General features: G+C 51.6%; 20 protein-coding genes. All 20 read right to left on the bottom strand.

Annotation, left to right across the window (positions count from 1 at the left end; genetic code table 11):
• Positions 1-2: 2 nt before the first annotated feature.
• A complete protein-coding gene (fliI, locus tag ABYK60_RS13615; RefSeq protein WP_372872563.1) occupies positions 3-1,343 on the bottom strand; it encodes a flagellar protein export ATPase FliI in 1,341 nt (446 codons plus the stop codon).
• Positions 1,312-2,220: a flagellar assembly protein FliH gene (gene fliH / locus ABYK60_RS13610; protein ID WP_372872562.1), complete on the bottom strand. Its 909-nt coding sequence runs from the start codon at positions 2,218-2,220 to the stop codon at positions 1,312-1,314. Before fliH ends, fliI begins: the two co-directional genes overlap by 32 nt.
• Positions 2,220-3,257 carry a flagellar motor switch protein FliG gene (gene fliG, locus ABYK60_RS13605; RefSeq protein WP_372872561.1) on the bottom strand — a complete coding sequence of 346 codons (1,038 nt, stop codon included), beginning with the start codon at positions 3,255-3,257 and terminating at the stop codon, positions 2,220-2,222. Before fliG ends, fliH begins: the two co-directional genes overlap by 1 nt.
• On the bottom strand, positions 3,250-4,935 hold the full coding sequence (gene fliF / locus ABYK60_RS13600; protein WP_372872575.1) for a flagellar basal-body MS-ring/collar protein FliF: 1,686 nt from the start codon (positions 4,933-4,935) through the stop codon (positions 3,250-3,252). Before fliF ends, fliG begins: the two co-directional genes overlap by 8 nt.
• A gap of 36 nt (positions 4,936-4,971) precedes the next feature.
• The gene (fliE, locus tag ABYK60_RS13595; protein WP_372872560.1) at positions 4,972-5,307 is read right to left on the bottom strand and encodes a flagellar hook-basal body complex protein FliE; all 336 of its coding nucleotides are present in this window, start codon (positions 5,305-5,307) and stop codon (positions 4,972-4,974) included.
• A gap of 116 nt (positions 5,308-5,423) precedes the next feature.
• Entirely contained in the window at positions 5,424-6,761 is a 1,338-nt protein-coding gene (locus tag ABYK60_RS13590; RefSeq protein WP_372872559.1) for a sigma-54-dependent transcriptional regulator, read from the bottom strand.
• Positions 6,754-7,827 (bottom strand): PAS domain-containing sensor histidine kinase, encoded by a 1,074-nt coding sequence (locus ABYK60_RS13585; RefSeq protein WP_372872558.1) that lies wholly within the window; start codon positions 7,825-7,827, stop codon positions 6,754-6,756. Before ABYK60_RS13585 ends, ABYK60_RS13590 begins: the two co-directional genes overlap by 8 nt.
• 104 nt (positions 7,828-7,931) lie before the next feature.
• The gene (locus ABYK60_RS13580; RefSeq protein ID WP_372872574.1) at positions 7,932-9,362 is read right to left on the bottom strand and encodes a sigma-54 dependent transcriptional regulator; all 1,431 of its coding nucleotides are present in this window, start codon (positions 9,360-9,362) and stop codon (positions 7,932-7,934) included.
• Positions 9,363-9,651: 289 nt separating this feature from the next.
• On the bottom strand, positions 9,652-10,062 hold the full coding sequence (gene fliS, locus ABYK60_RS13575; RefSeq protein WP_372872557.1) for a flagellar export chaperone FliS: 411 nt from the start codon (positions 10,060-10,062) through the stop codon (positions 9,652-9,654).
• A gap of 6 nt (positions 10,063-10,068) precedes the next feature.
• The gene (locus ABYK60_RS13570) at positions 10,069-10,392 is read right to left on the bottom strand and encodes a hypothetical protein (RefSeq protein ID WP_372872556.1); all 324 of its coding nucleotides are present in this window, start codon (positions 10,390-10,392) and stop codon (positions 10,069-10,071) included.
• A 15-nt stretch (positions 10,393-10,407) separates the two neighbouring features.
• Positions 10,408-11,772 carry a flagellar filament capping protein FliD gene (gene fliD / locus ABYK60_RS13565; RefSeq protein WP_372872555.1) on the bottom strand — a complete coding sequence of 455 codons (1,365 nt, stop codon included), beginning with the start codon at positions 11,770-11,772 and terminating at the stop codon, positions 10,408-10,410.
• 23 nt (positions 11,773-11,795) lie between these two features.
• On the bottom strand, positions 11,796-12,203 hold the full coding sequence (locus ABYK60_RS13560; protein ID WP_372872554.1) for a flagellar protein FlaG: 408 nt from the start codon (positions 12,201-12,203) through the stop codon (positions 11,796-11,798).
• 113 nt (positions 12,204-12,316) lie between these two features.
• Positions 12,317-13,135 (bottom strand): flagellin, encoded by an 819-nt coding sequence (locus ABYK60_RS13555; protein WP_372872553.1) that lies wholly within the window; start codon positions 13,133-13,135, stop codon positions 12,317-12,319.
• Positions 13,136-13,385: 250 nt separating this feature from the next.
• Positions 13,386-14,207, bottom strand: coding sequence for a flagellin (locus ABYK60_RS13550; protein ID WP_372872552.1), 822 nt, complete (start codon positions 14,205-14,207; stop codon positions 13,386-13,388).
• 91 nt (positions 14,208-14,298) lie between these two features.
• Positions 14,299-15,504 carry a flagellar hook-associated protein FlgL gene (gene flgL / locus ABYK60_RS13545; RefSeq protein ID WP_372872551.1) on the bottom strand — a complete coding sequence of 402 codons (1,206 nt, stop codon included), beginning with the start codon at positions 15,502-15,504 and terminating at the stop codon, positions 14,299-14,301.
• Between the two features lie 12 nt (positions 15,505-15,516).
• On the bottom strand, positions 15,517-17,433 hold the full coding sequence (flgK, locus tag ABYK60_RS13540; RefSeq protein WP_372872550.1) for a flagellar hook-associated protein FlgK: 1,917 nt from the start codon (positions 17,431-17,433) through the stop codon (positions 15,517-15,519).
• A gap of 21 nt (positions 17,434-17,454) precedes the next feature.
• On the bottom strand, positions 17,455-18,531 hold the full coding sequence (flgJ, locus tag ABYK60_RS13535) for a flagellar assembly peptidoglycan hydrolase FlgJ (RefSeq protein WP_372872549.1): 1,077 nt from the start codon (positions 18,529-18,531) through the stop codon (positions 17,455-17,457).
• A 26-nt stretch (positions 18,532-18,557) separates the two neighbouring features.
• On the bottom strand, positions 18,558-19,649 hold the full coding sequence (locus tag ABYK60_RS13530; protein WP_372872548.1) for a flagellar basal body P-ring protein FlgI: 1,092 nt from the start codon (positions 19,647-19,649) through the stop codon (positions 18,558-18,560).
• Positions 19,650-19,660: 11 nt separating this feature from the next.
• Positions 19,661-20,335, bottom strand: a complete 675-nt coding sequence (gene flgH, locus ABYK60_RS13525; RefSeq protein ID WP_372872547.1) for a flagellar basal body L-ring protein FlgH — start codon at positions 20,333-20,335, stop codon at positions 19,661-19,663.
• A 12-nt stretch (positions 20,336-20,347) separates the two neighbouring features.
• A complete protein-coding gene (flgG, locus tag ABYK60_RS13520) occupies positions 20,348-21,076 on the bottom strand; it encodes a flagellar basal-body rod protein FlgG (RefSeq protein ID WP_372872546.1) in 729 nt (242 codons plus the stop codon).
• Position 21,077: the final 1 nt, after the last annotated feature.

Genomic DNA, 21,077 nt, shown 5'->3' with positions numbered 1-21,077 from the left:
GTTTACCCCCTGCACTGGGCCGCAAGCTGGCCAAGCATGGTTTCGCTGTCGCCCATACTGATGGCATCGCGCATTCCCTGACGCAAGAAGGCATTCATTGCCGGTTGCAACCTGATGGCATTGTCGATACGGGGATCACTGCCCTGGGCATAGGCACCGATGGAAATCAGATCCCGATTTTGCTGATAAAGCGAATAGGTTTGCTTAACCTTGCGCATGGCCTCAAGGTGAGCCGGACTAATCACCATGGGTGCCACCCGGCTGATGGAGGCTTCGATATCGATTGCAGGATAATGCCCCGAATCCGCAAGGGTACGGGACAGCACTATGTGGCCATCGAGAATCGCACGGGCCGCGTCTGCAATAGGATCCTGCAAGTCATCCCCTTCAGTCAGCACTGTGTAAAAGGCGGTAATAGAACCCTGCCCCGCTGCACCATTACCGGCTCGCTCCACAAGCCTTGGCAGCTTGGCAAAAACAGAGGGGGGGTAACCTTTGGTGGCAGGCGGTTCACCCACAGCAAGGGCGATTTCCCGCTGCGCCTGGGCGTAACGGGTCAAACTATCCATCAGCAGCAACACGTTAAAGCCAAGATCGCGGAAGTATTCGGCAATCCGGGTCGAGGTTTCGCAGGCGCGCAGGCGCATCAGCGGCGAGGTATCGGCGGGCGCAGCCACCACCACAGAGCGGGCACGGCCTTCAGGCCCAAGAATTTCTTCAATAAACTCTTTTACTTCGCGGCCACGCTCGCCCACCAGCCCGACCACAATCACATCGGCGGTAGTGCCACGGGTCATCATGCCAAGCAGCACGGATTTACCAACACCTGAACCTGCGAACAGCCCCATCCGCTGGCCTTTGCCAACAGTCAGCATGGCGTTGATGGCCCGAATGCCCACATCAAGGGGCTCGTGAATTGGGCGTCTGGCAAGGGGGTTAATGGCCGGGCCATGGCGCGGGGCTGTATCAGTGGTGCCAAGAGGACCCAATCCATCCAATGGTTCGCCGCCGCCATCAAGCACACGCCCAAGCAGTGACATGCCCACAGCAATGCCGGTTTGTTCGCCAAGAGGTCTTACACGGGCTCCGGGTAACACACCTTTAAGCTCCTCAATGGGCATCAGGTACAAGAGTTGCTCATCAAAGCCAACCACTTCAGCAACCAATTCCCCGCCCATGGTGTCTATGGCGCAGAGGCTACCAACAGGTGCACGGCAACCACTGGCTTCCAGCGTCAGTCCGACAACCCGGACCAGTTGTCCTTCGGCGACAGGCCTTGCCACAGGCAGAGTCTGTCTGAGGTGTGTGAAATTATTCAGCAGGTGATGTTTGCGGGCTATCATCCTGTTCTTCCCCTGCCACAGTACCGGTTTGGTTGAGCTCATTTTCCTCAACCACTGGCTGCTGTTCTTCAAGATTAAGGTGCATTGTTCTGGCATCCCGTGCCAGGGTATCCAGCCGCTCAAGTGGTGTTAGCAACACATTTGCCATGCGTTCTTCAAGACGCATATCTACGCGGGAGCGATGGCTATCTATAATCAGCCCTCCCCGACTGAGCAGCGGGTCAGATTCCAGTTGCCAGCGATTGCGTTCAAGTTCGCTGTGATCGTATATCTGCTGTAAAAGCGCCAGATCGTCTGGATTGAGACGTACTTTCACCTGCTGCTCTTTGATGGGCAAGCAATCAATGCCCTCTCTCAACGCCGCCAGAATATGTTCAGGGTGGGTCTTAAGTTCGTTAAGTAATATTTGCCTGGCAAGCGCCATGGAAAGATTGAGCAATTCCTGCTCAATCTCATTATCGAGCAAGGCTAATGGTGCGGAAAACTGGCCTAAAAATGCCTCAAATCTGGCCAGCATTTGTTTGGCTTCCGATAATCCCTGTTGCAACCCCTGCTCGTGTCCCTGCTGTAACCCTTCCTGATGCCCTTCCTGCAACCCCTGCAATCTGCCCTCTTCCAGTCCGCGGGCAAGTCCATCTTGCTTGCCGGCTTCAAAGCCCTCAAGCTCTGCTTCTTGGCGAATCGCTTCTATTTCTGCCAGAGTAGGCGGGCGAAATTCTTCTTCATCGGGCGCTACGTAGACTTCACCGGGACGACGCCCCAGCAGGTTAGCTGGCGCCTCTGCTCTGTCGGATGACATTTCCGGCAGACGCCAGTGGCTGAATTCGTCCTTTTCTTCTCCGCGCAGGACGTTTTTCGGGTGCTTGCTATCTGTCATCAGACAAACTCTTCACCGCCACCGCCGCCCAGCATGATTTCACCGGCATCACTCAGGCGTCTGGCAATGGACAGAATTTCTTTCTGGGCAAGCTCAACTTCGCTGATCCTGATTGGGCCCATGGCCTCAAGATCGTCACGCAGCAGCTCCGCAGCACGCTTGGACATATTGCCCAATATCTTGTCTTTGAGCTGTTCATCCGCTCCCTTAAGGGCTTTCATCAATACATCCTGCTGCACTTCACGCAGCAAGGCCTGAATACCCCTGTCGTCCACGTCGATAAGATTCTCGAACACAAACATCAGATCCTGGATTTGCTGCGCCATTTCTTCGTCGGTCTCGCGCATGGTCTCCATCAGCTGACTTTCCACTGCGGTATCCAGATAGTTCATGATGTTGGCTGCGGCCTTGAGACCACCCATTTTCGCCGCCTGAGCACCACCCTGGCCGGCAAACTGTTTCTCCATGATGTCGTTCAGTTCCTGCAATGCGGCAGGTTGCACCTCTTCAAGGTTGGCAATTCGCATTAACAGGTCAAGACGGGTGTTTTCAGGGAACTGGGAGAAAATCTCAGCCGCCTGATCAGGCTCAAGATAAGAAAGCACAATGGTCTGGATTTGCGGGTGCTCATTTTGAATGATCGACGCCACCTGACGGGCATCCATCCACTTGAGAGAATCCAAGCCCTTGGCACCACTGCCCATGATAATTTGTTCAATCAGGTTGCCAGCCTTGTCTTCACCCAGAGCAGCTGTCAACGCCTTTCGAACGAACTCTTCGCTGTTAAAGCCAATGGAAGAGAATTTTTGAATATCATCGAGAAACTGTTTGTGAACCGCGATAACTTTTTCCTGGCCAAAGTCTTCTAAAGCAGCCATGGCCATGCCAACCTTCTGCACCTGTTTAGGTTCCAGGTGCTTAAGGATAGAAGCGGCATCTGACTCACTTAAACTCAGCAACAAAATTGCGGTTTTTTCAACACCGGAAAGATCGCTCGCTTTAATGCCGGATTCGGTTTTTTCTTTATTTTCAGCCATTGTCCTGTTGCAACCAATTCTTCACTACTTGAGTAGAAAGCTCAGGTTCGTTGGCAACCAGAGCACGGATAGCCTTAATCATATCATCATCTTTGTGCAGGTTAGGGATGAGGATAGAGCCGTCATCTGCATAACTGTATTCAGCATCTGTGGTATTAAGCATTCCCAGGGTATCGGCCGCAAACTGATCTTCAATTTCTGCCAGCTCATGGCCCAAACGGCCATCTTCGGGCATGTCTACCTTGTCGGCGAGCAGCAGTTTCTTCAGCAACGGCCGCACAACGAACAGAATGAGCACCAAAATCGCCAGTGAACCGGAAGCCAACTTCATCGCTTTCCAGAACCAGGGCTGTTCCCACATTGGCAACTCAGGGGTTTCTTCTACTAATTGGTCCATAAAGGGAACTGTAACCACTTCAATGCTGTCGCCACGCTGAGTAGTAAAGCCCACAGCCCCTTCCAGCAGACGGCGAATATTGGCAAGCTCGGCCTCAGTACGTGGCACCCGACTGACCTGACCTTCGCCATTGGCGTCACCGGCCTTAAAGTCCACTGCCACCGACACACTCACCCGGCGCACTGTGCCAATCTGTTGACGGGTGTGGCTGATGGTGGTGTCAAGCTCGTAGTTACGGGTAGCTTCGCGGTGAGAATTACCGTTTGCCTGCTGCTGTTCCTGAGCTTCTTTCAGCGTTTGCGGAATGTTGGATTCCATCGGCGGCTGATTGGACAGGGCGCCGGGTATCCCCATGTTACCTTCACCGGAAGTCTGGGTTTCAAGGGTCATTTCACTGCGTACCGCAGGCAAATCCGGATTAAATCGCTTGGCGGTTTGCTCTACAGCAGTGAAGTCCATGGTCACGTCCACCTGAGAGGTGAAGTTTTCAGGCCCCAGAATAGGCATTAAAATCGCGTCAACTTTAGCGCGATACTCAGCCTCTTTCTGCTTGACCAACTCGAGCTCTCTGCGAGCACGTGCTGACACACCATCCTGACTGCCTGAATTAAGCAGGCGACCATTTGAATCAGTTACCGTAACCCGGGTTGGCTCCAATCCCTGAACTGCCGATGCCACAATATCGACCACCGCGTCCACTTCTTCCTGCCCCAATCCACCGCGCCTGACGGTGACCACCACAGTAGCACTGGGCTGAGACTTATTGCGCGCGAAGACATTTTCTTTAGGCAAAGCCAGGATAACTTTCGCCCTGCTGATACTTTTAAGCTCTTCAATGGCCCGCGCCAGGTTTTGTTCCTGACTGTGCTTAAGACGTGCCTGCTCAACCCGCTGACTGACACCAAACCCCATATCCTGAGACAAGAAATCTTTCTCACCACTGGTTGCCGCATCCACACCGGCGCGGCTCAGCAGCAAACGGATGTCCTGGTACCTGTCTTCGGGTACACGCAACACATCAAAATCAACCTTATAAGGAACCTTGTTTTTATCAAGAACATCAAGTACCTGAATCATTTCTTGCGGTTCAAACTTACCGAGAGGGCGATATTCAGGCTCCTGTGCCCACATCATGACGAAAACAGCCAGCGCCAAACAGATGGCCAGAGCCAGGATCATGGTGATCTGACGCATCATATCACTGCCACCCAAGCCTCCCAGAACGCCGGACTTGTTTTCCTGTTGTACACCGCTCATACCACTGTCGGTGCTGACTATCATATCTGTGCTCACGTTGATTATCCTTCAATGGCCAGCTTAGACGGGCATACTCATGATTTCTTTATAGGCTTCCACCAGCTTGTTTCGCACCTGCACAGTAGCCTCAAAAGCAACACTGGCTTTTTCACGGGCAATCACTGTGTCTGACAGGGTAACGCGGGTATCCCCCATCTCCAGCCGGGTGGCAAGGCCAGAGGAGGTTTGCTGCAGTTCATTAACCTGGCCAACAGCCTGCGCCAACAAACTGGCGAAATCAGCACCACTGCTATTACCCACCTGACGAAGAGGAGTTTGTTCCAGCCCGCTTGTGGGGTTTATCTCGCTGCGCAGTGCCTGCATTTCCTGCATAAATGAAGATGGACCGATTTGCATACCCTGCTCCTTCGCCATGAAATTGACGGGAAAATTTCGTATACAGTGATAAAGCAAAAGCCTTGCCAAAAAGCAAAAAAAGCAGGCTATGCCTGCTTTTTTGACTAATAAAACCACTAAGCCGGTAACTGAATGCCCATCTCACGCATTCTGGCCATCTTGTAGCGCAGAGTTCTGGCACTGATCCCAAGCTTTTCAGCCACCAATTTACGACTGCCCCGACACTGGCTCAAGGTTTCTAAAATAATGACATGCTCCTGAGCTTTGAGTTCATCTCCCAGGCCTTCCGGTTCGACACGCGGAGGCTCTTCCTGGGTAATTTGGGTGACATCCATGGCATCAATGATGATGTCCTGGGCACCAATCTGCTGCCCCGCTGACAATATTAACGCCCGCTGCACCACGTTATCGAGCTCCCTCACATTGCCAGGCCAGCGATGGGCCAGCAGTCGACGGCAGGCAGACTCCTCAAATTCAGGCGCTGGTGTACCCAATTTTTCAGCATGCCGGGCCAACAAATGACGAGCCAATGGCAAAATATCTTTAGGGCGCTGATTCAGCGCAGGCCAGGTTAATGGAAATACGTTAATCCGATAATAAAGATCTTCACGGAAATCGCCCCGCTGCGCCATGGCTTTAAGTTCACGGTTGGACGTTGCCAGTACCCTGACATCAAGTTTAATGGTCTTGCGGCCGCCTAATCGCTCTACTTCACGCTCCTGCAATACCCGAAGAAGTTTTGCCTGCAAACCAAGATCCATTTCAGATACTTCATCAAGCAACAAGGTACCGCCTTCTGCGAGTTCAAACTTACCGGGGCAGGCTTGATAAGCACCGGTAAAAGCACCTTTCTCATAACCGAAAAGAGTGGCTTCCAGCATGTTTTCAGGGATGGCAGCACAATTAATAGCCACAAAGGGCCCATCAGCACGCAGACTGTTATTATGAATGTAACGGGCCAACACCTCTTTCCCTGAGCCAGACGGCCCCAGGATCATGACCGAAGCGTCAGATTTTGCCACACGGCCGGCGAGCGCCAACAAGGCTTTACTTTTCTCATCTGCAACTACAGGTGCACCGCTTTCTGCATATTGTGGCAAGTAGCGGGTTACCTGATTTAGCAAGACTTCTGGCGCAAATGGTTTGGCAAGATAGTCTACGGCGCCAAGTTTGATTGCACTGACGGCGCTGTCAATGGTGGCAAAAGCAGTCATCAGCAGCACGGGAATTTTTGGATGATGCTGTTTGAGATATCCCAATAGCCCCATGCCACCAATACCCTCCATCTGCACGTCACTGATCACCATGTCAAATGATTGAGCTTTGAGTGCAACAATGGCTTCCTCTGCACTTGCCACCGCAAGGCAGCTAAAGCGGGCCAACATCAGGGTATCAAGCAGAGCCTCGCGTAACGGGGCATCATCCTCAACCAACAGCAGTTTGGCGTCAGCCATGGTGAACCTCCTTGGCGACTTCAGTCGTGAGTATGGGGAACTTCAGCATGACGGTACAACCACGGTCTTTTTCACACTGCATTTTGAGGTCACCACCATGGTTTCGCACGACAGTTTGTACAACCGACAGTCCCAAACCGGTTCCCTGACTCTTGGTGGTAAAAAACGGCTCCATCACTTTGGATTCAGTGCCAGACTCCAATCCCTTACCGTCATCGACCACTGCCAGTACCAGGCCTTCATCGCGGACACTGCCATGCAACAGAATGTGTTTTGCCCCCGCTTCTATACTGTTCATCACCAGATTATTGATGGCTGAACTCAATGCACTCTGGCTTGCCGCAAATTTGGTACCAGCCGTTTCATCCTGCATTCTGACTGCACAGCCGCGAGAGTCAGCAATTGGCAGACAACTCGCCATCACGGCAGACAGAATGTCTTCAAGGGAACTGGGTTTCATCGGCGCTTCGACTTTACCGCGAGCCATCAGCAGCATGTCATTGACCTGCCGCTCAAGTTCATTAAGCCGGTCTACCAACTTTTGCTGAAACCTGACCCGTGAGTCCTGTTCAAGTCTGGGGCTTGCCAGATTGGCGGCGTAAAGAAGGGCTGCCGAAAGGGGGGTACGGATTTGATGCGCCAGGGTAGCAACCATCTTACCCAAGGCAGACAGGCGTTGCATATGTGCCAGATTGCGTTGCAATAACCGTGTTTCGGTCAAATCGGTAAGAACAATCAGCTGACCGCGCTCCAGTGGCGTAATAGCAAGCTTTACCCTGCGACCATTTTTCAGGGACACCTCATGGCCATCATCATCCTGGGGTGAAAATGCCCTGGCTATCACACTAAGCCAACGCTCACCTTCAAGTGGTCGCTCCAACAGGGCAGCCGCAACGGGATTAGCCAGGGTCACAATACCTTCCTCATTGAGGATGACGACCCCTGACGGCATAGCCTCGAGGATATGAGCCATTTGCTCAGACGACGCCGGCACGCTGACATTCACCTGCTTAAGGTGTGTCCGTGGCGGAAATTCGGCAATCTTGGCTAAGGCTTTGGCTGACATATTCACCCCGTCAAAAAATCGTTGTTAACGGGGTGAATGCAGTTAGTGTGCCAGAGTGGCTAATAAATGAAGAGAGAACTTGCTAAACAGCGGAATAAAAGAGGTTAATCCTTAGTCATCCCATACTTACGCATTTTTTCAACCAGCGTAGTTCGACGAATGCCCAGCATCTCTGCCGCCCTTGCCACAACATTATCCTGCTGTTCCAAGGCTTGACGAATCATGTCTATTTCAAGTTCGGCCAGCAAATCCTTAAGATTAACCCCCTCAGGTGGTAACTCACTGGGAAAACGTGTTTCTGGTATTTCGACCGGCTCATCGTCATTGAATATGGATGCCAAAGCATCACGCTCCAGCATTTCTTCGCTGACTTCAACACAATATTCGGGTACATCAATGTGGCGGTACTTGATAGGCAAGTCATTCACATCCACCAGGCCACCGGGGTAAAGAATCGTCAGACGCTCTACCAGATTCGAGAGTTCCCTGACATTCCCGGACCAATCGTGCTCTTTGAGTGATTCAATGGCACGCTGAGTAAAACGCACCTTGCCGCGACCTTCATTAAAGACCCGACTAACCAGCTCTTGCAGCAATAAAGGAATATCTTCCCTACGCTCACACAAGGCAGGCATTTCGATGGGGAACACATTCAGACGATAGAAGAGATCCTCTCTAAACTCATTGTTTTCTATCATTTTCTCAAGGTTTCTGTGGGTCGCAGCTACCACGCGTACATCAGCCTGAATTGGCTTGCTGCCTCCGACCCGCTCAAACACTCTTTCCTGCAGTACCCGCAGCAATTTTACCTGCATCGCCAGCGGCATATCACCAATTTCATCAAGGAACAGAGTTCCGCCTTCGGCAAGCTCAAAGCGACCTTTACGGGCACTGATAGCGCCTGTAAACGAGCCCTTTTCATGACCAAAGAGCTCACTTTCCAATAACTCCGGGGGGATAGCACCACAGTTTACCGGAATGAAGGGACCCTCGCGGCGCTCTGACAAATAATGGATATTACGCGCCACCACTTCTTTACCTGTACCGGATTGCCCCAGCACCAATACGGTGGCATCAGAGGGCGCTACCTGGCTGATAAGATGACGAACGCTGACAATTCCATCACTGCGACCCACCAAACTGCGAAACAGTTTGGTCTGATTACCACTGGTTGGCACATCGGGACGTTTCATTTGCCCGAAAACCTGGCAAAAATGCAGCAGCTCTGTCAGTTGAGGATAATTAAAAGGCTCTTCTACGATACCAATCAAATTACCTGTAAGGGGAAGAGGGTCACCAAGCAGCAGGATGGGCTGCCATGGGAATTGTGCGGCAAGCGTTTTAACTTTTTCCTGAGGAAATACCGTAAGATCGGCGATAAGAGCCCGATAGCGAGTATCCTTAATCTGCTCTTCCACTCCCGAAGGTACCTGGAATACCAGTTGCTCGCCTAAAAATTCAAGAATGCAGGAAAGACGCGTCAAACGCTCTGTCTGAGTTCCTACAAGCAAGATTCTCTGGTCTGTCTGCATAATTCAGTTGGCCGTAACGCTCGAATATCTATTGGATCGCATTAATTATTTGTGTTCGTTGCTTACAAGGTGTCATTACTGTTACCCGGAAAAAACCACCCGATATTTACACCAAGTCGAATAGTGTATTATCGGCAATCCAGAAGCAAGTCTCTGCTTTACAATAAACTCTTTTGGATCTGATTCTAGACCAAAATTCCTTCTGTTCCGACCCTTTTGGTCAATTCTCTGGCGGGAGTCAAAAAAGGCGCACCGGGTGCGCCTTATGCTTTGTTTATTTTTTATACACAAATTATACAGCTTCGGAATGTGACGTCACATGATGTTGGTCTGTCGGAATAGCGTCCCAACCTTCTTTAATTGTCCTTAATACCGCCATCACATCGTCTATGGCCTGAGGATCATTATTAAGGTTGGCTTCGCTTATTTTTCGCAACATAAAATCGTAAAGTTCATTCAGATTACGCGCGATCTCCCCACCGGCTTCCATATTCAGACTGTTGGACAGTCCGGTGATAATGCCAATAGCTTTGTTAATGAACACACCCTTGCTTTCCAAATCGTTTTGCTCGATGGCATAACGGCTTTGTGCCAGGCGCTCGAGTGCACCGGCAAACATCATCTGAATGATACGATGGGGGGAAGCAACGGCGATTTCACTTTCCAGTGAAACCTTGCGATATGATTGCAGTGACCCTCTCATAAGTACCTACCTATTTGCATCGATTGTTTTATACACATTTAATTGGCGCTTACTCTTACTGCTGGCATGCAAAATCTGCTGCCTGTGGTCCTTCAGTGCCGTAGCCTGAGCGATAAAGCGTTGGCTGAGTGCCAATTCGGCCTCAAGAAAGGCTCTATCTGTTCCGCCGTCGGCATCTGACAGGTTCTGCAATAAAAATTGACGCTTGACAATACTCTCCTGCAATTGTGATACCAATTTGTCGGTTCGCTCATCCTCGGCAGTCAAGTTTTCCAGCGTTGCAAACAATGCTTCAAGCTGCGCATCAATATCTCTGATAGCCTGTGTCATGCCGCATCCTTAAGTTTAGCTCTTAACCACGCCCGGCAGCGAATTCAATCGATCGATCAACCCGGTGGTTTGCTGATTGAGGCTGGCCACAACCAGATCCATATTATTGAATTGTTTGAAGAGTCTGGATTCGAGCGCAGCCATTTTCCGTGTGAATGCTTCACGCTGATCTTCAAGACGTTGCTTTTCACTGTTGTAGGTGTCATTGCGGGTACTGATGACACCACCAGCCTTGGTGTAAGTGTTGGCCAAGTCTGACAGCCGATTGGCAAGACCGGTATCCTGAGTCGAAAAAAGCCCTTCCATGGAAGCCATGTCTTCTGAAATCGCTTTATCCAACTTGGTACTGTCTATTTCAAGTTTGCCGTACTTGTCCGTTTTAATCCCCATATCGTACAGGGCAACGGTTTTACCGCCCACATCGACGCGCTCACTGATCATCTTGCGAAGCTGAGACTCAAGCGAGCGGATCATCGAGTCGCCCTGAAGCGCTGCCGCCTTTTTCTTGTCGGCGTCGTAAGATGACAGCTTATTGATGGAGTCAAGCAATGCGTTGTAAGCATTAACAAAGCCGGTGACGTTTTCCTTTACGGCATCGTCGTCCTGGCTGATGGTCAGAGTACCCACCTCACCCACATCGGCTTTGGTCAACTCCAGGGTGACACCTGTTATCGAGCCCTTTACTTGATTGCTGGCAGAGGTGATTTTTTGGTTATCAACGTAGAGGATGGCGTCCTGGGCCGGCTGCAGCTCTGAAAGGCTGACGCCATTGAACATGTCGTTAAGGCCGGTTCCGGTGGTATCTGATGCGACGACACTGATTGCATTGCTGGTACCGGTTTCCTCCGAAGAGAACACCAGTCGACTACCTGCATCACTGGTAATAACAGTGGCTATTACACCCTTGTTATCACTGGCATCATTAATTTTTTTGGCAATAGCGTTGAGATCGTCAGCCGCATCCACATCGACGCCGAAGCTCTCACCATTGACGGTAAAATCGAGTCGACCTTCGCCAACCGTATCGGTAGCGGCTGCAGTGTTGGTACCGGCCACTTTGTGAGCGTAGGCAAGCTGCTCAACCTTGATGGAATAAGTGCCACTTTGCGCAAATTTGTCGGCAGTGGCTTTAAAATACTGGCTGTCGCCGGTATTCACCTTGCGAATACTCAGCTCACTGCCCTTTTGCAGCTTTTTCAGGGCATCCTGAAACTTGGCCAGCTCACTCTTTAACGAGCCGATGGCAGAAACCTTGGCATTGATGGTGTCTTCTGTTCGATTGAACAGAGCTTCCTTCGGCGTTTTCTCTGCGTTAACAATGGCCGAAACCATGTCGTTAATGGGCAGATTGGAACCAATACCTGTTGCAGTTAATGCCATAACAACCTCTGCTTACATCACTATCAGGCCTCAGTTTTCATCAGAAGGCCAGTGACCTCTGAGAGTTTCTGGGCAAGCTTAAGCGCTTCTTCACTGGGGATTTGTCTAATCACATCACCCGAATCTACATCCAACACACTGACCACTGACTCGCCAGACTTATCGTCAACACGAAATGCCAGTCCCTTACGCATGAAGGACATCATACTCGACATATCTTCAGCCAGGGTATTGAGCTCTTCTTCCTGCGCCTTGCGCTCTTCCTCCTGCGCCTTGGCATTGGCCTTCTGAGCCCCATCTACCGGCTGGGTCAAATCCTGTCTTTTCAGCTCCGCATCTTTGGGAGCCAAAGGTTTGACTGACGTTGCAGCCAGCTCAGCTCTTTGCTGTTGCTGCTGTGGCGACGATGCACCAGCTAATGCAATATCCATACCTCACCTCTCACCAATCGGGCCTGCGGTGTCTAAATCCGCAAAGCTCCTCAGATACGGCAAAGGGAGATCCGTTTCCGAACCTCCCCCGCCTCCTTGCTAAACGCCTGATATTACAGCAGTGACAGTGCAATCTGAGGCAGTTGGTTAGCTTGGGCCAGCATCGCAGAACCGGTCTGCTGCAGTACCTGACTCTTGGTCATGGCTGAGGTTTCTTTGGCGAAGTCCACATCCACAATACGGCTCTTGGCATCGGCAACGTTGGCCTGAGTGTTGGCACTGTTGCTGATGTTGTGCGCCAGACGGTTTTGGATAGCACCGAGTGAAGCGCGCTGGGTATCAATGTTCTTGATAGCCGCGTCAATCTTACCCAGAGCCGAGTTACGACCGGCTGAAGTCAGTACTGTCAATGAGTTGACAGACAGAGTACCGGCGTTGTTGCTCTTCACTGTGATGGTCACATCTTCACCATCCTGGTGACCCACCTGGAATTTCTTACCGGCAGAGAAACCGCCATTCATCAGCTTGGTGTTACCGAAGGCAGTGGTATTACCGATAGCGGTGATTTCTGTTGCCAGCTGGTCCATCTCATCTTTAAGGGCCTGCAAGTCAGCTGAGCTGTTGGCACCGTTTTCAGATTGGATAGCCAGGTCACGCATACGTTGCAGCATGTTGGTTTGCTCCTGCATCGCGCCTTCAGAAATCTGAGCGATGGAGATAGCATCGTTAGCGTTACGCATACCCACTTCCAAACCACGAACCTGGCTGTTCAGGCGGTTGGAGATGGCGAGACCCGCCGCGTCGTCTTTGGCACTGTTGATCCGCAGACCTGAAGACAAACGCTCCATAGAGGTTGCCAGATCACGGTTAGACAAAGTCAGGTTCTTTTGTGCCTTCATTGAAGTGACGTTAGTGTTTACTGTAATGGCCATGATCGTTTCCTCTTGGTTACCTGGCTCAAGACTAGCCTGTCTAGTGCAGCCAGGCGGTCATACTCGTTACAGTATATTTAGCGGCAGTGTCTTTTTTTCCTTTAGGGATTTTTTGAAAAATTTCTGCAGATTTTTTAATTTTCTTTTTGAAGCAACATATTGGCGTAAAAAAAACAGTGCGACCTGCCTGACTTGCGGCAAATATTTGCCGCTCGGCAGGCTCGGTCGCATACTGAACGCCATGCAATCCTTAGCCAAGCAGCGACAGGGCAACCTGAGGTAACTGGTTGGTCTGAGCCAGCATCGCAGAACCGGTTTGTTGCAGTACCTGGTTCTTGGTCATGGCTGAAGTTTCTTTGGCAAAGTCCACATCCACAATACGGCTCTTGGCATCGGCAACGTTAGCCTGGGTATTGGCGCTGTTGCTGATGTTATGTGCCAGACGGTTTTGCACCGCACCGAGTGCTGCACGCTGGGTATCGATGTTTTTAATGGCCGCATCGATACGTCCAAGAGATGAATCCCGACCCGCCGATGTAGTCACGGTCACAGCATTCACCGATAACGAGGCCGCGTTGTTGGTTTTTACCGTGATGGTCACATCCTCGCCTTCCTGGTGGCCTACCTGGAATTTCTTTCCGCCGGAAAAACCGCCGGTCATCAGCTTGGTATTACCAAACGCGGTGGAGTTACCAATCGCTGTGATTTCAGAAATCAGCTGGTTGATTTCATCCTGCAGTGCCTGCAGGTCATCTGTACCGTTGGCGCCGTTTTCTGCCTGAATAGACAGGTCGCGCATACGTTGCAGCATGTTGGTTTGCTCTTGCATCGCACCTTCAGCAATCTGTGCGATGGAGATACCGTCGTTGGCATTACGCATGCCCACTTCCAGGCCACGTACCTGGCTGTTCAAACGGTTCGAAATTGCCAGGCCGGCAGCATCGTCTTTAGCGCTGTTGATGCGCAAACCGGACGACAGACGCTCCATGGAAGTCGCCAACTGACCACTGGACATGTTCAGGTTCTTTTGGGCCTTCATGGAGGTCACATTGGTATTAACAGTAATAGCCATGTTGATTTCCTCTTCCTAGTGTTACCGCCAAGGCATGGAGCTTGGCCAATTTTAGTAGCAAAGTTACTTCCAGTGAGTGGCAGTGCATCTGTTACAAATAGTCAAACAGCGACACAGAACCCACTCTGCTAAACACGTTCGATACAGCATTAAGAGCAAGTTGTTGCTTCTCAAACTCCGTAATCGCAGACGCGTAATCCAGATCTTCCAACAGTGACAGCGCCGAGGTATTGACGACCTGCTCTTCTGCGTGTCGTCCGGCGTAACTCTCAAGACTCTTGAGGCTGTTGCCTGCCACGCTTCTGGCGGTGCTGAGCTGATTCAATCCGCTATCAGTGTTATTCAAAAGTTGTGCCAACTCCGCAATTCCTGCTGGCGAATTGGCACGGGTATCATCTTCAATCAGTGCTATTGCTTTGTTGATTGTCTCAAATATGTTGGCCTGCGCCTGTGGCGCCATGCTGAAGCTGTCGCCACCAGCAGGTTTGCCGTCAAGCTTGACTTCAATACCGTTGAAGCTCACGGGGTTGCTGGCGTCGAAGTTATTGACGGTGGTGACCAAGGTACTGGCGCTGTCGCGGACTTCCAAATTCACTCCGCCTACACCATTATCAATAAAATTAAAGGTATAAGTGTCTTCAACATGGGTGGCGGGGTTGGCGATGGCCGCACTTTGCACCTTGAACTCACCTACCTGAGTCGACAAATAATTGACGGCATAATCACCAAGTCCATTGGCCGCATTCATGAAAGCCAAATCGCCGTGTATATTGGTTCCCATGGAAATGCCGCGGGAAATCATGGCATCACGCACGCCCGAATCACCGCTGTACACCATGTTGCCAGCGTTATCGAAGGCAAAAGGCATCGATTCGGTTTGGTAACCGGCAAACAAATAATTGCCGGACTCATCGCGGGTGTTGGCAATGTTAAGCAACTCTTCAAGACTGCCGCGCATTTCGTCGGCAATCATTTGCCGCTCACTGGGCGAAAGGCCGCCGTTTACACCACGGAGGATTTGTTCACGAAGACCTGTGACCAATTCTTCAGCACTGCCAAGTTTGCTTTCGCTGATACTCAGATGGTTTTTGGCGTAATCGATGTTCTTTAAAAACTGATCTACCAATGCCTGCTGTTGATTCAGGTTATCAATCCCCAGTGCCGCCACAGGGTCGTCACCGGAGGTATTAACCTTCTTACCACTGGATAGCTGCTCCAGGAGCTTTGACGTTTCTGTCTGCTTCTGCAGGATATTTTTGGTGTTCTGCGTGAACATTTGCGAGGTAGAAATACGCATGATTCAATCCTCTTAACGCACCGATGCAAACAAGGTGTCAAAGATCTGCTGTGCAGTGGTCATGATCCGTGCAGATGCCTGATACGACTGCTGAAAACGCAGCAAATTAGCAGCCTCTTCATCAAGATTGACCCCGGAAACTTCCTGCACCCGCCCGAAAGCCTGCTGATATATTGCCTCTGCCGACCCCAGGCGCACTTCTGCGGCCTTGGTTCTGGAGCCTATGTCCTGCTTGGTATTTTCAAACACATCTATCAGAGTCGATTTGCCACCGTTCATCAATTTGGCATCTGCCATTTGCGCCATTGCCAACGCATTGGAGTTATCCCCTTCGGCGTAGCTCAAATCAAAGGTAAAGCTGTCGGTGGCGGCACCGTTTGAGGCCACTTCAAAGGTAAATCCGTAAGCGCTGATGGACGGTGGCGTATATGCCACACCGGCAGCTATCACAGTGCCACTGGCGTCGGTTACATCGTAGGTATTGGCGCCGGTATTCAGGGTAAAGGTCAGTTCACTGCCATTCACCGGAAAGTTTGCCGCTGCGCGGTTATCAATACTGGTCACCTTGACCGAGGTATTGCCGGAGTTGGCCGTATCGGCAATCACTTTGGGAGCGGCGGCAGCAATGGCTTTGGGATCGGTCATCACCACAGCCATCTGCGCCGCTGCACCGGAGGTGGGTCTGATCTGGAAGCGATCGCCATCGGCAAACGCGCCGGCGTCAATATTAATGGAGAAGCCATCGCCGCCGCTCAGGGTAGTGCCTGTTAATGTCAGCGGCGTCACCACACCGGTAATAGTGTCAGTCAGTTCGTAGGTACCGGGGGCTGTATATTTCAGTTCATAGGCACTGCCGGAGAGCTCACCCACATCATCCACGTTAACGCTCAGCGCCGCTGTACCTGTGTTGGTGGAATAAGACCCTACCCGACTTTGGGCAATCAAAGGGTCATTAATATCCAGGAACAGATCACTGCCTATCTGGCCATTCATATCGAAGCCAGCTTTTTGGGCCTCGTTGAAGGCATTGGTGATCCCAAGCGCCAGTTGCCCCAGTTCGTTTTCAGCCGGGATCAGTGTCTTATCGCGAAATTCATACAGCGCCGACAACTGGCCACCCAGCTTGGATGGGTCCACCACCAGCGTAGAGGAGCCTGAAGTGGCTGTGAGCCTAAGCTCATCGGAGTAAGGGTCACCCTTGGCTGTTCCCATGCTCATTGCCACTTCCGATGACACCAGCATTACAGCGCCACCCAGCATGATGCTCTTGGCACCGTTTTCCAGCGGGATCACATTCACCTGTGAGTATTGGCTGAGTTCCATGATAAGCGCATCCTGCTTGTCCAGCAGCTGCATATCCTCACCCATGGTCTTCATCAGCTCACGGTTGATATTAGCCAGCTCCGCGCTTATCTCATTGATGCGATTGGTAATAGCCTCTACCTGCTCGTGAGTCTGCTTAATTTGCCCTTCGAGCTGGCGCTGCATTTCATTGATGGCGCTGGCCATTTGTGAGGCGGAATTCAACACACCACCGCGGATCCCCAAATCGCCGGGCAAATCTGCCAGGCTGTTGATATTGGAAAAGAGGTCATTGAGCGATTGCGGCAATGCCTTGCCTATCTGTGAAAACAGCTGATCGAGTTCACTCATTTTGGTATGCGTGACTTCGGCTGCCCCCTGGGCGGTTTGTCCTATTCGCAGTTCACGGGCGGCATACTCGTTGTAGACCCGTTTAACACTCGATACATAAGTGCCTGTGCCATAGAAACTATTACCCTGACGCTGCGATAAATGGGTGGCCTGAGTAGCCACCTGACGGTGGTAACCCTCGGTATTGACGTTGGCAATGTTATTACTGGTAACCCCAAGTTGAGCCTGGGAAGCCAGTACCCCGGTGCGGGCGATATTCAGTAAATCTGTGCTCATGGTTATCTGCGCCTCTCAGGGTTAGTTGCCAAGGGCCATGGCTTTAAGTTCAGAGGTCACGGCCTGCATCACCCGCATCACCTTGTCGGCATAATGGGGGTCGGTGGCATAGCCTGCATTTTGTAATCCCTGCACAAAGGCGGCCGGTTTATCAGCCTGACTTAAGGCTTCACCGTAACGCTCACCACGCTTGAGGAATTCCACAAAGTCACCAAAACTTTGCTCCAGGGTGTCGTACACTCTGAAATCAGCCCGCTGTTTGGTTGCCACGCCCTGGCTAAACTCCAGGGTATTAACCGCTGCTTTTTCGCCTTGCCAGCGCTTATCCGCTTTGATGTTGAACAGGTTGTTGCCACTGCTGCCATCTTCACGGCGAATAAGCTTCTGGCCCCATCCTGTTTCCAGTGCGGACTGGGCAATCAGCAACTCTGGCTGGGTACCAAGACGCTTGGCAGCAGTCTGTGCCATTGGCATCAGCGTGCGGATAAATTCCTGACGACTTTGGAAACTGTAATTGTCACGCTCTTTGGCCAGCTGAGTTGCCGTGGTACGGCCTGCCAAAATCTCTTCAATGACCAAACTGGCCGCATCGTCCAGCGTCGGTCCCTGGTGAAACTGTTCCGGATTGGCCGTTACAGGTAACTTGGCAGCTTCCACAACGGGTACAACATCAGACACCACTGTTGGCGTATTCGGAGTCATGACGTCTTCACGTCGTATCATCTGCGGCGCATCCCCAATGGCAAAACGCTTATCTCCCCCCAACACTGACGCGGGCGTTAAAGGGCTATCCTTGGGAGACAGCTGCTGCACCATCAGGTCAGCCAGCCCCAATATGCCCTTCTGTGACATATCAACGGCCATCTGCTGGTCGCGCATTTCTTCATAAAACTTGGTGTATTGGCTGTTAAATGGGCTGTCTGATTCAAATACCGCATTGGCATCGCGCATGCTTTTCATCAGCATTTGCACGAAGATACCCTCGAACTGTTTAGCGACCTCTTTCAAGGCGGCCTTATCATCGGCCTTGGCCTGGGCACGCAGTTTGTCCAGGCCACCGATGTCGAGGAAATGAGATGCGTTAGACAGCTTTTCCATGGTGATTGCCAAATTTCCGACAAATATCAGATGATGATAAGCTCACCATGCAAGGCGCCTGCCATCTTTAGCGCCTCCAGGATTGCCAGTACGTCAGAAGGGGCTGCGCCGACCATGTTTACCGCCCTGACCAACTCATCCAGACTGGTGCCGGGATTGAACAGGAACATACGGCGATTATCCTGAGCCACATCGATAGTGCTCTGGTCGGTCACCACGGTATCACCACCAGCAAGGGCATTCGGCTGGGAAACCTGTTGGTTTTCCGCAATGGTCACGGTCAGGCCACCATGGGTCACAGCCGCAGGCAGCAGTTTGACGTTTTGCCCCACCACTATGGTCCCGGTTCGGGAATTGACGATGATTTTGGCAGACTCATCAGCGGGCTCTACTTCAATGTTTTCGAGCGTCGCCAGAAAAGACACCCGCTGGGATGCATCCCGGGGGGCATAAACCTGAATGGATGCTGCATCCAGCGCCCGGGCCATGTCCGGACCCAGCAGGTCATTAATGGCGTCAGCCATACGCTTGGCAGTGGAGAAATCGGCACGGTGCAAGTTGAAGGTCAGAAAATCGCCATTGGCAAAAGCAGATGGCACAGAGCGCTCCACCAAAGCACCATTGGGAATGCGGCCTACTGTAGGTGTATTTTGAATAACCTTGGAGCCATCCAGCCCTTCGGCGCTGAAACCGCTGACCACCATACTGCCCTGGGCAATCGCATAGATATTGCCATCAACCCCTTTGAGGAATGTTTGCAGCAAGGTGCCGCCACGCAGACTCTTGGCTTCACCAATACTGGAAACCGTAACATCCAGGGTCTGGCCGGGCTTGATAAAGGGCGGCATATCAGCATGCACCGCCACTACGGCGACGTTTTTGATCTTGGGTTTGACATTGGATGGCAAATTAATCCCAAAATTTTTAAGCATGGTGGTAAAGGTTTGCTCGGTGTAACTGGCCTTTTCGCCTGTGCCCGGCAAACCCACGACCAAACCGTAACCAATCAACTGGTTACTGCGCACACCCTGCACCGCAGCAATGTCTTTGATACGTTCAGCCTTGGCTGGAACCACCATGGCCATCAGCGCCACCGCCAGCAGAAGTTTCATTTTCATCTCAAGACTCCTTAGAAGGGCCACCAGTCACTTAAGAAAAACTGACTGAGCCATCCGACATTCTGCGAATTGGCAAAGGTGCCTGTACCGCTGTACTGGATGCGGGCATTGGCCACCCGGGTCGACTGAATGGTGTTGTCAGGCGTGATGTCCTGCGGGCGGATGACACCGGTAACCCGGATAAATTCATCACCGTTATTAATGCTTATCCATTTCTCACCACGAATAACCAGGTTGCCATTGGACAATACCTGCAGCACATGCGCCGAGATATTGCCTCTGAGGCTGTTACTCTGATCGGCGTCGGCCTCACGCTTGGTGTTCATGCTGTCTTTGTAGCCCAGATCGATAGGACTGCCCTTGATGGTGACAGGCCCACCCATGGCACTGATAGGATCGAGAGTTAAATCCGATCCCTTTTTAATTTCATTGTTGGCACTTTTGCTCGCTTGGGTCGATTCGGTCAGCACTACAGTAATAATGTCGCCAACGCGGTGAGCGCGAATATCGGTGTAAAGACTGGCCGCCTGAGAGTCCATAAAAATGGAACCGGTAGGCTCCAGCGCCACCGGCGCTTCTTCCGGATAGACAGGTGCAAAATAGGGATCATCGGGAATGGGCTTTTTATCGGTACTGGCACAACCAGCCAGCACCAACACAGCCCCAAGCAGCAAAGTCCTAAACATGGCCAAGACTCCTTACAGATTCTGGTTCACGTAAGCCAGCATTTGATCCACCGATGAAATCACCTTGGAGTTCATCTCATAAATGCGTTGGCTTTCGATTAGATTGACCAGTTCCTCGGTCACGTTCACGTTGGAGGTTTCCAGTGCGCCCTGGCGGATAGCACCCAGGCCATCAAGAGAGGCGGTGCCCTGAATCGGGGTGCCACTGGAACCGGTTTCCAAATACAGGTTCTGACCAATGGGATCCAAACCGGATGGATTAATAAAATCTGAAATGGTTAACTGCCCGACTACCTGATTCTCAGCAGCGCCTGGCGTTTTTACCGACACTTCACCTTCGGATGAAACTGTAATACTGGTGGCATTGTCAGGAATGGTAATGGCCGGTTGCAGTACATAGCCGGAGCCGGGTGTCACTATCTGCCCGGTGTCATCCAGCGAAAATTGGCCGTTGCGGGTATAGGCGGTGGTGCCATCCGGCAGCGCCACCTCAAAGAATCCCGGACCTTCAATCATCAAATCCAAGGCATTATCGGTGGTCAGCATGTTGCCCTGAGTAAACATCTTTTGAGTGGCCACCACTTTGGTACCCGCACCAATGTTCAACCCGTTGGGCAGCTTGGTGTTGGAAGCGCTGATACCACCAGCCTGATTGACCGTTTGATACAGCAAGTCTTCAAACACGGCGCGACCTTTTTTAAAGCCGACGGTGCTGGCGTTGGCGACGTTGTTGGATATCACT

The organism is Shewanella sp. (genome assembly GCF_041630135.1).
Lineage (GTDB): Bacteria > Pseudomonadota > Gammaproteobacteria > Enterobacterales > Shewanellaceae > Shewanella.
This window is presented reverse-complemented; position numbering and strand designations above follow the sequence as displayed.

Bases quoted from the DNA above. Each gene is read 5' to 3' on its own strand.
- fliI (WP_372872563.1), bottom strand. From the start codon at position 1,343: ATGATAGCCCGCAAACATCACCTGCTGAATAATTTCACACACCTCAGA.
- fliH (WP_372872562.1), bottom strand. From the start codon at position 2,220: ATGACAGATAGCAAGCACCCGAAAAACGTCCTGCGCGGAGAAGAAAAG.
- fliG (WP_372872561.1), bottom strand. From the start codon at position 3,257: ATGGCTGAAAATAAAGAAAAAACCGAATCCGGCATTAAAGCGAGCGAT.
- fliF (WP_372872575.1), bottom strand. From the start codon at position 4,935: ATGATAGTCAGCACCGACAGTGGTATGAGCGGTGTACAACAGGAAAAC.
- fliE (WP_372872560.1), bottom strand. From the start codon at position 5,307: ATGCAAATCGGTCCATCTTCATTTATGCAGGAAATGCAGGCACTGCGC.
- ABYK60_RS13590 (WP_372872559.1), bottom strand. From the start codon at position 6,761: ATGGCTGACGCCAAACTGCTGTTGGTTGAGGATGATGCCCCGTTACGC.
- ABYK60_RS13585 (WP_372872558.1), bottom strand. From the start codon at position 7,827: ATGTCAGCCAAAGCCTTAGCCAAGATTGCCGAATTTCCGCCACGGACA.
- fliS (WP_372872557.1), bottom strand. From the start codon at position 10,062: ATGAGAGGGTCACTGCAATCATATCGCAAGGTTTCACTGGAAAGTGAA.
- ABYK60_RS13570 (WP_372872556.1), bottom strand. From the start codon at position 10,392: ATGACACAGGCTATCAGAGATATTGATGCGCAGCTTGAAGCATTGTTT.
- fliD (WP_372872555.1), bottom strand. From the start codon at position 11,772: ATGGCATTAACTGCAACAGGTATTGGTTCCAATCTGCCCATTAACGAC.
- ABYK60_RS13560 (WP_372872554.1), bottom strand. From the start codon at position 12,203: ATGGATATTGCATTAGCTGGTGCATCGTCGCCACAGCAGCAACAGCAA.
- ABYK60_RS13555 (WP_372872553.1), bottom strand. From the start codon at position 13,135: ATGGCCATTACAGTAAACACTAACGTCACTTCAATGAAGGCACAAAAG.
- ABYK60_RS13550 (WP_372872552.1), bottom strand. From the start codon at position 14,207: ATGGCTATTACTGTTAATACCAATGTGACCTCCATGAAGGCCCAAAAG.
- flgL (WP_372872551.1), bottom strand. From the start codon at position 15,504: ATGCGTATTTCTACCTCGCAAATGTTCACGCAGAACACCAAAAATATC.
- flgK (WP_372872550.1), bottom strand. From the start codon at position 17,433: ATGAGCACAGATTTACTGAATATCGCCCGCACCGGGGTACTGGCTTCC.
- flgJ (WP_372872549.1), bottom strand. From the start codon at position 18,531: ATGGAAAAGCTGTCTAACGCATCTCATTTCCTCGACATCGGTGGCCTG.
- ABYK60_RS13530 (WP_372872548.1), bottom strand. From the start codon at position 19,649: ATGAAAATGAAACTTCTGCTGGCGGTGGCGCTGATGGCCATGGTGGTT.
- flgH (WP_372872547.1), bottom strand. From the start codon at position 20,335: ATGTTTAGGACTTTGCTGCTTGGGGCTGTGTTGGTGCTGGCTGGTTGT.